The organism is Cytobacillus sp. NCCP-133 (genome assembly GCF_026011715.1).
Classification (GTDB): domain Bacteria; phylum Bacillota; class Bacilli; order Bacillales; family Cytobacillaceae; genus Cytobacillus.
In genome coordinates this window covers 104443-116539 of the sequence record NZ_BRVM01000013.1, presented here as the reverse complement: position 1 = coordinate 116539, position 12097 = coordinate 104443, and the positions used below count along the sequence as shown (strand labels likewise).

General features: G+C 40.2%; 11 protein-coding genes. 10 read left to right on the top strand and 1 reads right to left on the bottom strand.

All coding sequences use genetic code 11. From position 1 onward, the window contains the following. Positions 1 to 270 precede the first annotated feature (270 nt). Complete coding sequence (locus NCCP133_RS15395; protein ID WP_264805947.1) at positions 271 to 1677, bottom strand: sigma-54 interaction domain-containing protein; 1407 nt, start codon at positions 1675 to 1677, stop codon at positions 271 to 273. 267 nt (positions 1678 to 1944) lie between these two features. Here NCCP133_RS15395 and NCCP133_RS15390 point away from each other — a divergent pair, with 267 nt between their 5' ends. From NCCP133_RS15390 to NCCP133_RS15345, 10 genes are all read left to right on the top strand, one after another. Further along, positions 1945 to 3333, top strand: coding sequence for an aminotransferase family protein (locus NCCP133_RS15390; RefSeq protein ID WP_264805946.1), 1389 nt, complete (start codon positions 1945 to 1947; stop codon positions 3331 to 3333). A gap of 141 nt (positions 3334 to 3474) precedes the next feature. Then, on the top strand, positions 3475 to 4917 hold the full coding sequence (locus NCCP133_RS15385; RefSeq protein ID WP_264805945.1) for an APC family permease: 1443 nt from the start codon (positions 3475 to 3477) through the stop codon (positions 4915 to 4917). A 117-nt stretch (positions 4918 to 5034) separates the two neighbouring features. Further along, positions 5035 to 5181, top strand: a complete 147-nt coding sequence (locus NCCP133_RS15380) for a hypothetical protein (RefSeq protein ID WP_264805957.1) — start codon at positions 5035 to 5037, stop codon at positions 5179 to 5181. A 24-nt stretch (positions 5182 to 5205) separates the two neighbouring features. Beyond that, a complete protein-coding gene (locus tag NCCP133_RS15375; RefSeq protein ID WP_264805944.1) occupies positions 5206 to 5385 on the top strand; it encodes a hypothetical protein in 180 nt (59 codons plus the stop codon). 167 nt (positions 5386 to 5552) lie between these two features. After that, positions 5553 to 6581, top strand: a complete 1029-nt coding sequence (locus tag NCCP133_RS15370; RefSeq protein WP_264805943.1) for a VanW family protein — start codon at positions 5553 to 5555, stop codon at positions 6579 to 6581. A 311-nt stretch (positions 6582 to 6892) separates the two neighbouring features. Continuing rightward, positions 6893 to 8080 (top strand): CaiB/BaiF CoA transferase family protein, encoded by a 1188-nt coding sequence (locus NCCP133_RS15365; RefSeq protein WP_264805942.1) that lies wholly within the window; start codon positions 6893 to 6895, stop codon positions 8078 to 8080. Between the two features lie 14 nt (positions 8081 to 8094). Next, the gene (locus NCCP133_RS15360) at positions 8095 to 9300 is read left to right on the top strand and encodes an acyl-CoA dehydrogenase family protein (RefSeq protein ID WP_264805956.1); all 1206 of its coding nucleotides are present in this window, start codon (positions 8095 to 8097) and stop codon (positions 9298 to 9300) included. A 102-nt stretch (positions 9301 to 9402) separates the two neighbouring features. Then, positions 9403 to 9714: a DUF3870 domain-containing protein gene (locus NCCP133_RS15355; protein ID WP_264805941.1), complete on the top strand. Its 312-nt coding sequence runs from the start codon at positions 9403 to 9405 to the stop codon at positions 9712 to 9714. A 313-nt stretch (positions 9715 to 10027) separates the two neighbouring features. Continuing rightward, entirely contained in the window at positions 10028 to 11770 is a 1743-nt protein-coding gene (locus NCCP133_RS15350; protein ID WP_264805940.1) for a carbon starvation CstA family protein, read from the top strand. A gap of 65 nt (positions 11771 to 11835) precedes the next feature. Beyond that, on the top strand, positions 11836 to 12090 hold the full coding sequence (locus NCCP133_RS15345) for a cory-CC-star protein (RefSeq protein WP_264805955.1): 255 nt from the start codon (positions 11836 to 11838) through the stop codon (positions 12088 to 12090). The last annotated feature ends 7 nt before the right edge of the window (positions 12091 to 12097 follow it).

Sequence of the window (12097 nt, the reverse complement as noted above, 5' to 3'; positions counted from 1 at the left end):
TGAAGTTTATCGCTTTTGTTTTCCCTAAAACGGACATAAAAAAACGGACAGTATAATCCGTCCGTTTTAGTGTAAAAGCCATAAAGCCGCTCGGGTTGCACTTCTGCATTGCCCTATCCTGTTTTATGGTAAAAGGCAATTATAGTATTGCCAGCTTATATTTTTTCAGACCTATTATTTCTTGCCTTGAGAAGATTGTCGAATATTACTTACACAAGATTTTACGCAGACCCGCCAGGGGAGATTTTTTTATATCTAACGCGTACCTCATTAATCCTTAATATACTTTTGAATCTTTCTGAAAGCAGTAGATTGATTTATTCCCAGTGCCTCACTAACTTTATAGGAGCTTTTATATTTCTTATATGCCTTAATGATTAATTGTTCTTCCAATTCTTCTTGTGCTTGTTTTAATGGGCAAATGTCATTGATCTGTACAAGATATTGAGAGCAGTCATTTCTGGAGTTTATGATTTTTTGTGGCAAGTCTATCATTTGGATTTCATTCTTATCAGAGGTAACTACCAGGCGTTCCATCAAGTTTTCCAATTCTCTTACATTTCCTGGCCAACTGTAGTTAATTAATTGATTCTCTGCTTCCAAAGAAAGATAGGTAGAAGAGCCGTATTTTTTATTAAATTTGTCTAAGAAATGATCCATTAAATAGGAAATATCCTCTTGCCTCGTTCTTAATGGGGGAATGTAAATGGGTATGACATTCAATCTGTAGTATAAATCTTCTCTAAATGCACCTTCCTCCACCATTGATTCTAAGTTCTTATTAGTTGCAGCTATAATTCTTGTATTGATATGTATTGGTTTGGAACCTCCGAGCCGCTGAATTACATTTTCTTGCAGAGCTTTCAAAAGTTTAACTTGAAGGTTAAGCGGCATTTCGCCAATCTCGTCCAAAAATAAAGTACCCCCATCAGCCTCTTCAAATAATCCCTTTTTCCCATCTTTATTTGCACCTGTAAAAGCGAAGGGCTCGTATCCAAAAAGTTCGGATTCAATGAGAGATTCGGGTATTGCCCCACAATTAACATGAATAAAGGGCTGTCTGCTTCTATTGCTTTTTTTATGTATTAAAGATACGATGACACCTTTTCCAACACCAGATTTTCCTGTTACAAGAACAGTGGAATCTACCTTTGCAATTTTTTCTACCATGTTCACTATTTTACGCATATTGGGTGAAAAAGAGATAAAATCCTCCTGGTCTTTATTTTGAAATCTCCGCAGTTCTTCGATTTCTTCTTGGAAACTCTCTAATACATGTTCGGTCCGCTCGATCTTATCACGAAGCTGTCTGATTTCAGTGAGGTCTCTGGAAGTAAAGATAATGAATTCAATATTTCCTTCAGAATCAAGGGATGGGTTGCCAATACAATGGATTGTATGGCCAGTTCTTGTTCTTTGAATCATGGATACCCGTTCTTTCCTTTCTTTTACGATAGGAAATAGTGAAGGGGAAAACAGTCCCTTTCTGGCAAGATCTTCAGTGTTTTTTCCTACTAATTCATTTGCTTTCATGCCATAAAATACTTCACCTGCCGGATTGACCCGCAGTACTTTTCCGTTGCCATCAGTCACGAAAATTTCGTCAAAACAGGTATTAATGATCGTTTCTAATTCATGATTTAAAGCCTTGTAAAGTGTAATCTCGCTTGCTTCCATCTATTCACCTCCATTTTTACAATTGAAATTCTAATAATTGATAATGAAATAATAGCATAATAAGCAGACAGCAACAATTCGTAATATTTAGAATGATAAATATAATAATGCGGTGGTGCATTATTTGTAATGCATGAAATCATCAAAATTGAATTAAGGCATCATTTATTCTTCATCTAATAAATATCTATTTTTCTGGCATAGAACTTGCAGAATACTTTTTTAAGGACTTTTATCTTAATCATCTATTATAAGGAGGTAATCTTTATGTCCACGTTTAATAAAGATCAAATCCAGAAACTCCAAGAGTTGGATAAAAAGCATTATTTGCACCCAACATCTTCATTGAGACAACACCAGGAAAGCGGCCCTAAACGAATTTTTACTGAGGGGAAGGGGGTTTATTTAACAGATGTAAATGGAGATCGCTATATTGATGCGCTGGCATCCTTGTGGAATGTAAATGTAGGGCATGGAAGGAAAGAACTTGGCGAGGCTGCCAGCCAGCAGATGGGCAAACTTGCATATAGTTCATCTTTCAATAATTTTTCACACGATACGGTTATTCAGCTGTCTGAGAAGCTGGCAAGCCTAACACCTGGGGACTTGAATGTGTTTTTCTTTACTTCCGGCGGATCCGAATCAAATGATACCGCATTTAAGCTAATAAGACATTATTGGAAGCTGAAGGGTGAGCCGGAAAAAAAGAAGATTATCGGATTAGAGCGTGCCTATCATGGAATTACTATGGGGGCAACAAGTGCAACTGGAATTCAGCAATTTCAGAATATGACAACCTCACTAGCGCCTGATTTTCTACATGCGGCAGCTCACAAAACGAATTGTGAATTAGGAGATAAGAATGATCCGGATTATTCAAAAAGCATAAGAGGGATTATCGAAAATGAAGGTCCGGAAAAGATTGCTGCTGTAATCGTTGAACCGATACAGGGGGCAGGGGGAGTTATAATTCCTCCGAATGGTTATTTAGAAGCTGTTCGTGAACTTTGTGATGAATACGGAATCTTAATGATAGCTGATGAAGTTATCTGTGGTTTTGGACGAACAGGAAAAATGTTCGGTGTAGACCATTGGAATGTGGTACCTGATGTCATGTGTATGGCAAAGGGAATTACAAGTGGTTATATTCCTTTGGGTGCGGTTGCCATTACTGAACGATTAAGAGACAGCCTCGCAGAAGTATCAGATGATGTTTTCTTCCATGGGTTCACTTATAGCGGCCATCCGACTGCCTGTGCAGTTGCATTGAGAAATATCGAAATTATTGAAAAGGAAAATCTGCCAGCTCATGCAAGCAAGATGGAGAAAGAACTAATTAAAGGATTTGAATATTTGACAGAAAAGCATAAATCTGTGTCAAAATCCCGGGCAAGAGGTTTGATTGGGGCTTTTGAATTATTTGAGGATAGAGAGCAGGAGACTCCTTTTGCACCGGAGAAAATGGCTGCACAGAAGCTAGTTGAAGAATGTCTTTCTCGAGGACTGATAGTGCGATCTGTTACGTTTGGGGGAACAAACATAATTGCACTATCACCACCGCTTATCATTTCGAAAGAAGAAATTGAAAAAGTGATATCAATCTTTTCAGACGCGATTCAAGTTGTTGAAAAAAGTTTAAAATTACAGAGTGTATAAGGGTTTTCATACAAAGAATCTAGTGCCTATTCATCTGAATAGGCACTGTATTCAGCATTAATATCAGAACATTTATTATATTTGGATTTATCGTACTTACTTTCAAACTTTTTTCACCTAAAAATGAGTGGAGGTAAATGAATGAGTGAAAGCAGATTTATAAAAACACTTGGGAATCGGGATGTCCTTTCTCTTGCTTTTGGGGCAATGATTGGCTGGGGCTGGGTGGTTACAGCGGGCATATGGATTACGGAAGCAGGCTCGCTTGGTGCCATTCTTGCCTTTGTTATAGGTGGCTTGCTTGTTACTTTTGTTGGACTAACATATGCAGAATTGGCATCGGCTCTTCCCTTGGCAGGAGGGGAACATGTATATAGTTTTAAAGCCATGGGGAGGGTTGCCAGTTTTATCACAACATGGGCGATCATTTTAGGCTATGTTTCTGTAGTAGCATTTGAAGCTGTGGCTTTGCCGACTGTATTTGAGTATTTAATTCCTGATTATAGTAAAGGCTACTTATACACAATAGCAGATTGGGATGTAACACTTACATGGGCAGGTGTAGGTATTATAGGTTCAATTTTCATTGCGTGGATTAATTATCGGGGAATCAAGTTTTCAACTGCAGCTATGTTTATATTGACATTATTAATTCTTATAGCAGGTGTATTACTAATATCAGGCAGCTCTTTCTTAGGAAACGGGCAAAATATGCAACCTTTATTTGAAAAAGGAATGGCGGGTATTTTAACAGTTGTCATTATGACTCCTTTTATGTTTGTTGGGTTTGATGTGATCCCACAGGCAGCAGAAGAGATAAAGCTTCCACAAAAACAAATTGGGAAATTGTTAATCGTGTCCGTCATTCTTGCAATCGTTTGGTATATTGCAGTAATTTTCGGTGTTTCCAGGGTGTTAAGTCCTTCTGAAATTGCTGAATCCAATCTTGTAACAGCTGATGCAATGGCAAAAGCATTCAATAGTCAAATGATGGGCAATATACTTGTCCTTGGAGGGATTGGCGGGATTTTAACAAGCTGGATTGGATTTTATGTTGGCGGAAGCAGAGCCATTTATGCGCTTGCACGGGCAGGCATGCTGCCGAAATCTTTAGGTGAACTCCACCCAAAATATAATACCCCTCATAAAGCTATTTTATTAATTGCTGTATTATCAACAGCTGCTCCTTTGCTGGGAAGACCTGCGTTAGTTTGGTTAGTAGATGCAGGCGGGCTTGGGTTAGTTGTAGCATGGTTTATGGTAGCCCTTTCTTTTGTGATTTTACGTAAAAAAGCTCCTGATATGCATCGGCCATTTCGTCTTCAAGGAGGTTCATCCATTGGATGGATCGCGGCTATTATGTCATTGGGCGTAAGTATTCTTTATATGCCAGGCATGCCTTCAGCGCTTATTTGGCCATATGAATGGGTAATCGTATTTGCCTGGGTTATCCTTGGAATTGTTTTTTATAAGATCTCAATGTCAAAATACGGAACTGAATACTCCGATAAACATATGAATGAAGAAATCGCCCGGGTCATAAAATACGAGGACCAAACTGATAGAAGGGAAAAAAGCAGCTAACGGGTACCAGGTACCTATACCACTTAAGCCAACTTGGTATAGGTGCCTGGTACTTTTTTGCGTATAAAAAGGCATCCGGCGCCTCAAAATAAAAACAATTTCAACAAGGGGGGGTACATGATGGGCGAAAAATGTTTTTATTGCACGGATGAAATTGAAGGAAACCAAATGCATATGATTACGTTTGATGTAGCTAAAAATGAAAGGGAAGAAGTTCTTTGTAAAGATTGCTACCAGGAATGGCTTCAAGGAATGAAAGGTTAGGAAAAGAAATTTTGGAGGTTGTTTATGAAAAGGGATAATGATAAATACAATCTGGATACCAAGGGTGTAGAGTTCAAAAGTGAGCCAGCTGAAGGAATTCTGGAAATCAGTTCAACAGGGTACGGGTTGGAGTCTGTGTCAAAAGACGAAGCCAGCCATACTGAAAGTCAGCAGGAAAATTCATCTGGCTGTGGAGGATTATAATAAAAGTGTCTGCTTAAATGCAGGCGCTTTTAAATTTAGGAAAAAAGGTACAAACTGAGCAGCTGTTATGAAGGAATACCTTTTCCCTGCCTTGAATACAATAAGAAAATGGAAACAACTTCCTAAAAAGAGATATAGGAAGAATATAAAGAAAAGCTGGGGGAGAAATGAGTAAGCGAAAATGGGGAATTTCACTATTGTTGATTGGCAGTTTAATAGCGTTAGCTGGGTGTGCGGAAGAAACTTCAGCTGATAAAAAAACAGAGGAAAAGACAGCTGAAGAGAATGCAAAGGAAGAAGAAAAAGCCAGGAAAGAAGCTAAGTTAGAAGAGCAAGCTAAAGAAGAGAAAAAGGAGAAAGAAGCAAAGCCAGTTGTTGTAAATGTAATCGACCCAAATACAAAAGCGATTCTTAAAGCCTTTAAACCAGCTGAGATGGGATTTGGATCAGGAGATGAGAAATATAAGGCAGTGCTTGAGAAGTGGGCGAGAGAAACTGCTAGGGGTACGGATAAAAAGCAAGGCTACGATCAAAGGATGATTCTGGATAAAATAGGGCCAGACGGAAGGGTCATAAAGGGTCAGCCTGAGATCATTCTGGAAGAAAGTGAATTAGTTGAGAAAATCCTTGAATCCTCTGTAAGCGGTGGAGATGTGGGACTACCGCTTTATGTAACAGAAAGTGGATATAATCCTGAAGATCTCCCAGGGCTGGATGAGGTTGTAGTTGCATCTTATACGACCCATTTCAATAGTGGAGTGGCAGGCAGAACGAAAAACATCGAGCTTTCTGCAGAAGCAATCAATAATATTATTCTTGGTGTCGGGGATCATTTTTCATTTAATACAACAGTTGGGCCAAGTGACGAAGCCCATGGATATCAGCCAGCAGAAGAGGCGATTAATGGGAAGCTTGTTATGGGTATTGGCGGCGGAATCTGCCAGACATCCTCGACTTTATTCAATGCCGTTGATAAAGTTGGAGTCAGTTATGTGGAAAAGCACCATCATTCTGTAACCGTAGGCTATGTTCCCAAAGGGCGGGATGCAACTGTTTCCTACGGAGGCAAAGACTTCAGATTCGAAAACACAACAGGTGTACCCCTCCTGGTAAAAACCCATTTCGGTAAAGGGGTATTAACCATTGAACTTAGAACCTCCAAACAGTATGAGGGAATGTTTAAGAAAGCCATTTAATCGGTACCAGGCCCCTATGCCAGTTAAGCCAACTGGTATGGAGGCCTGGTACACTTAAAATAATTATTGAAATATTCAATTAAATATAATATAATTGTTTCAACAAACCGATGACAGCAATTTTCTTGCTGCATGTACGGCTTGAATTTTAGTTAAAAAGAATATTTTTAACAATTGGCTTTGTTCACTTGATCTTCCTTGCCGGGAGACGAGCCTTGGATAAGAGTCAGTAAAGCGTTCAATGTCCTTAAGACATTGTCTGTTTTGCTGGCTCTTTTTTGTTTATTTAAATGGACGAAAGAGGTGAGAGTATGAGCGGTGCACTAGAGGGGATTCGGATTATTGATGTCTCCCGTGTATTGGCCGGCCCTTTTTGCTCAATGATTCTTGGCGATCTGGGGGCAGAAGTTATAAAAATAGAACATTATAAAACAGGCGATGAAACACGCGGTTGGGGTCCACCTTTTGTAAATGGAGAAAGTGCTTATTACTTATGTGCCAACCGCAATAAGCAAAGCATCACATTGAATCTAAAAACAGAAGAGGGAAAAGAAATTTTTCGGAGGCTTGTCTCATCAAGTGATATTGTAGTCCAAAACTTTAAAGCAGGAACTCTGGAAAAAATGGGCTTGGGATATGAAAGTTTAAAAGAGTTGAATCCAAATCTGATTTTGGCTTCCATTACCGGATTTGGTTCAACTGGGCCATATAAGGACCTGCCAGGCTATGACTATATTATTCAGGCGATGAGCGGTCTTATGAGCATTACAGGAGAACCAGATGGAAGTCCTATGAAGGTAGGTGTAGCCATAGCAGATGTACTTACTGGGCTCTATACATGTATAGGAATCTTGTCAGCGTTACACCATCGCACTCAGAAAGGAGAAGGCCAAGAAATTGATATCTCGTTAATGGATTGCCAGGTTTCTTCATTAATTAATGTCGCAAGCAATTATTTATGCAGTGGAGTGATACCTGGCCGGTTAGGAAACCAGCACCCAAATATTGTTCCTTACCAGGTGTTTTCTGCAATGGATGGAGAACTGGTTGTAGCAGTTGGGAATGATGAACAGTTTAAACGATTTGCGGATGCTCTTGGCAGACCAGACTTAGCTGAAATAGATGAGTTTGTTCATAATGAGAACAGAATGGAGAATAAGGCAAAGCTGATTCCGATTTGTGAAGAGCTGCTCTCTAAAAAAACAAAAAAAGAATGGAAAGAGATTTTGGATGTAGCGGGGATTCCTAATGGTCCAATAAATACGGTTAGAGAAATGTTTGATGATCCACAAATTAAAGCTAGAGAAATGGTAGTGGAAATGCATCATCCATTAATTAAAGACCTAAAATTGACAGGATCTCCGATAAAACTATCCAAATCACCAGTGAAGATGAGACATCATCCTCCTCTTTATGGCGAACACACGGAAGCAGTATTAGAAAAAATGGGGTATCAGCCGGACGAAATCAAGGAATTTAAACAAAATAAAATTATTTAGGAGGAATTAATATGATGAATTTCGAATTAACTGAAGAACAGCAGAGTGTAAAGAAATTAGTAAGAAAGTTTGTAGATAAGGAAATTATCCCCAATATTCAGGAGTGGGACCGCCAAGGCCATTTTGAACCTTCTATTTTAAAGAAATTAGCCGAGCTTCAATTGATGGGAGTTTGTATCCCTGAGGAATACGGCGGTGTAGGAATGGACTACAATACACTGGCTATTGTATGTGAAGAATTAGAGCGGGGAGATACAGCATACCGTACAGCGGTTTCTGTCCATACCGGTTTAAATAGTATGACTTTGCTGCAGTGGGGTTCAGAGGAACAGAAACAAAAATATTTAGTGCCTCAAGCACAGGGCAAACAAATTGGGGCATTCGGCTTAACTGAACCTAATGCAGGATCAGATGTTGCTGCCATGAATTCTACAGCGATCAGGGATGGAGACTCCTATATTTTAAATGGATCAAAAACCTGGATTTCACTTTGTGATGCAGCAGATAACTTTCTCATTTTTGCTAAAACTGAACACGATGTAGGCCACAAGGGGATTACTGCCTTTATAGTTGAACGTAATTTTCCTGGAGTGGTATCAAAGGCAATTAAAGGCAAGCTGGGCATTCGCGCGGGAAACACCGGCGAGGTATTTTTGTCAGATGTCAGAGTGCCGGTATCCAATAGACTTGGTGAAGAAGGGGAGGGCTTTAAGATTGCCATGTCTGCGCTGGATAACGGAAGATTTACAGTTGCAGCGGGTGCTGTCGGATTAATCCAAGCAAGTCTGGAAGCAAGCTTAAAATACTGCCACGAACGCAAAACTTTTGGCAAAGAGATTGGGAAACATCAACTGGTACAGCAAATGATTGCTAATATGAGTGCCAATTTAGAGATATCCAGATTGCTTGTTTTTAAGGCAGGATGGCTAAAGAACCAGGGTAAAAGGAATACAAAGGAAACTTCCCTTGCTAAGTGGATTTCATGCAATGCGGCTTTTGAAGCTGCCAATGATGCTGTGCAAATTCACGGTGCATATGGATATTCAGATGAATATCCAGTCGAACGTTTCTTAAGAAACTCAAAAGCTCCAGTCATATATGAAGGCACCAGGGAAATCCATACCATCATGCAAGGAGAATACGCTCTGGGCTACAGGGAGGATAAGCCGCTTCGAAAGCAATTGCCGGCTTGGCCTTTTGAAGAAGTGTCGGTCCATTAATTATGAATTAACTGGCTTCATTTAGCCCCTTTTTTAAAAGCCCCTCTTAAAAAGTCGGCTAACCACCCTGTTCATTAGAGTAGTAAAAAGGAGATTCAAATAATGAACACATATTTCATTGCAGGGCATGCCAAACTTCCACAAGGAATGGCAGCCAGGAATTTATATGATTCCATTACCATTACATTGGAATTGGACTTTAAATACGGGGTGATCGTCGATTCATCCTGTACGCTTGCAACCGAGCATGGAAGGGAGTATATCCGCCAGCTCTTGAGAGGTTATTGTCTAGGTGATGGAGTTGAAGAACTTATTGAAAAGGTTCAACTCCATTACCGGGGGAAAGCAGGCCAGGCTATTCAAGCGGCTTTAAGGGATGTTAATCTTCAATTTGAATTGGTTTCATGTAAATAAATAATAAGTATAGATCTAACCTTATCAATCCAGGTTAGGTCCTTTTTAATCCTATATTTAAAGACATTGGATAGAGTCCATAGCTATGTGGAAGGTATCTCATATTTGTAAATCCGATTATATTTCAGCATAATCTTTGTAAATTTACTATTTTTTTATCATGATATGATAGGCCCATCATTTTAATTTAGGTTTGCCCTTTCGGAAGGTTTTTACAGACCAAAACATATAAATTTCAGAATTTATTGACTAATAGAAATCTTTTTTTTATCATAAGATTGTAATATCAGGTCTTAAAAAGGAGGGTTTACCTATGAATTCAATTTGGCTGGCTGTCATTGGAATGACTGTTTTTGCCATCGGCTATCGCTTTTATTCAAAATGGGTGGCTGAAAAGATTTACAGGCTTGATCCGAACTATGTAACACCTGCTCATCAATTTAAGGATGGAGTCGATTTTGTCCCGACCAATAAAAAGATTCTTTGGGGGCATCATTTCACCTCAGTAGCAGGAGCTGCACCGATTGTCGGCCCGGCAATTGCGGTTTATTGGGGGTGGCTGCCTGCGTTCCTTTGGGTTATTTTAGGAACAGTGTTTGCTGCCGGTGTCCATGATTTTGGCACCTTGGTATTATCGGTGCGCAATAAAGGCCAATCGGTTGGTACGATTACTAATAGGCTAATTGGAAAGCGCGCGAAGATGTTGTTCTTATTCATTATTTTAGTCCTTGTACTGATGGTAAACGCTGTATTTGCCTGGGTTATTTCCAATTTGTTTGTCAAGTTTCCCGCAAGCGTGCTGCCTGTCTTCATCCAAATTCCGCTTGCCATCTGGATTGGATATGCCGTTTATAAGCGGAAAGCAAGCATGCTGGTTCCTTCTCTGATTGCACTGGCAGTCATGTATGGTACAGCTGTTTTGGCTAGCCGTGTACCTGCCTTGCAAATTGACTTGGTCAGTTATTTTGGGGGTGCTGAAAACAATGTTATGTTTGGGTTAAATGGTGTGGCGATGGCTTTTTTCATCTGGATCATTGTTTTAATGGTGTATTGTTATATTGCATCGACATTGCCGGTATGGAAGCTTTTGCAGCCTCGCGATTATATTAATTCCCACCAGCTTGTTGTGGGTTTGCTCATTCTTTATCTTGGTTTGGTGTTCCTGCAGCCGAAAGTAACAGCACCGGCCACAAATGCAGCTGCATCTGATATTTCATGGTTTCCATTATTATTTATAACAATTGCTTGTGGTGCTATTTCTGGTTTCCACGGCCTCGTTTCTTCTGGAACATCCTCCAAGCAGCTTGATAAAGAGACAGATGCCCGATTTGTCGGTTATCTAGGCGCAGTAGGAGAAGGTGTTCTTGCTTTAATTGCAATTATTGCGGTTGTTACGTTCTTCTCTTCTCAGGGCGAATTTATATCCACATACTCGAGCTTTTCTGCAGCAAGTTCCGGCGGTTTAGGCGTCTTCATTCAAGGGGCTGCCCAATTAGCAACCGGGGTTTGGATACCCGCTGATATTGCCAGCACCATTGTATCGGTTATCGTTGTATCGTTCGCAGCTACAACACTTGATACATCTGTTCGTTTGATGCGCTATATCATTGCTGAAATCGGAAGCGAATACAATTTAAAGCCATTAACAAAAACCCATGTAGCGACAACTATTGCTGTGGCTTCCAGTGCAGCGCTGGTTCTGCTGCCAAAAGGCCCGAATGGTTTCGGCTCAGGCGGATATTTATTATGGCCGCTGTTTGGCACAAGCAACCAGCTGCTTGCTGGGATTAGTTTATTGCTGATTTCCATCTGGCTGAAGCGCCAGGGACGAAACTATCTAGTTACTTTTATCCCGATGGTGTTCGTATTCTTCATGACAGTCTGGGCTATGATTCAGCAAGTCGTGTTCCAGTGGTCCGGCTATGGTGAATCAGATGCGAATATGCTGTTATTCATTCTTGGCGGTATGATTCTCATCTTTGTTTTCTGGATTATCGTTGAGGCCATTAGTGCATTTAATAAGGATCATACACCAACTTTGACACAGGACATGTAAAGTAATGGAGGCCGGGATGACCCGGCCTCTATTGTCATTGTGAAAGGAGGAGCATCGTGAGCATAATGGAAAAGTTGAAAAGGGCTATAGCTCTTTACGATGAAATTCTCAAACAGCCCCACAGGACTGAACTGGCCAGGGAATTCAGAGATGAAGAAGATTTGTTCATGCTCCTCTGTTTTTCTGAAATGCTCGGGCTTCCTAACCCGGCTTTCTACTACACCCTGGAACTATATCCAGTGATCATCGAGAGATTCCACGAGTGGCATTTGCGGATGGGTATGGAAAAATCGCCGCTTGATGGAATCCGCTGCTGTTAGAAAGGGG

Coding starts and splice junctions, on each gene's coding strand:
- NCCP133_RS15395 (WP_264805947.1), bottom strand. CDS start 1,677: ATGGAAGCAAGCGAGATTACACTTTACAAGGCTTTAAATCATGAATTA.
- NCCP133_RS15390 (WP_264805946.1), top strand. CDS start 1,945: ATGTCCACGTTTAATAAAGATCAAATCCAGAAACTCCAAGAGTTGGAT.
- NCCP133_RS15385 (WP_264805945.1), top strand. CDS start 3,475: ATGAGTGAAAGCAGATTTATAAAAACACTTGGGAATCGGGATGTCCTT.
- NCCP133_RS15380 (WP_264805957.1), top strand. CDS start 5,035: ATGATGGGCGAAAAATGTTTTTATTGCACGGATGAAATTGAAGGAAAC.
- NCCP133_RS15375 (WP_264805944.1), top strand. CDS start 5,206: ATGAAAAGGGATAATGATAAATACAATCTGGATACCAAGGGTGTAGAG.
- NCCP133_RS15370 (WP_264805943.1), top strand. CDS start 5,553: ATGAGTAAGCGAAAATGGGGAATTTCACTATTGTTGATTGGCAGTTTA.
- NCCP133_RS15365 (WP_264805942.1), top strand. CDS start 6,893: ATGAGCGGTGCACTAGAGGGGATTCGGATTATTGATGTCTCCCGTGTA.
- NCCP133_RS15360 (WP_264805956.1), top strand. CDS start 8,095: ATGAATTTCGAATTAACTGAAGAACAGCAGAGTGTAAAGAAATTAGTA.
- NCCP133_RS15355 (WP_264805941.1), top strand. CDS start 9,403: ATGAACACATATTTCATTGCAGGGCATGCCAAACTTCCACAAGGAATG.
- NCCP133_RS15350 (WP_264805940.1), top strand. CDS start 10,028: ATGAATTCAATTTGGCTGGCTGTCATTGGAATGACTGTTTTTGCCATC.
- NCCP133_RS15345 (WP_264805955.1), top strand. CDS start 11,836: ATGGAAAAGTTGAAAAGGGCTATAGCTCTTTACGATGAAATTCTCAAA.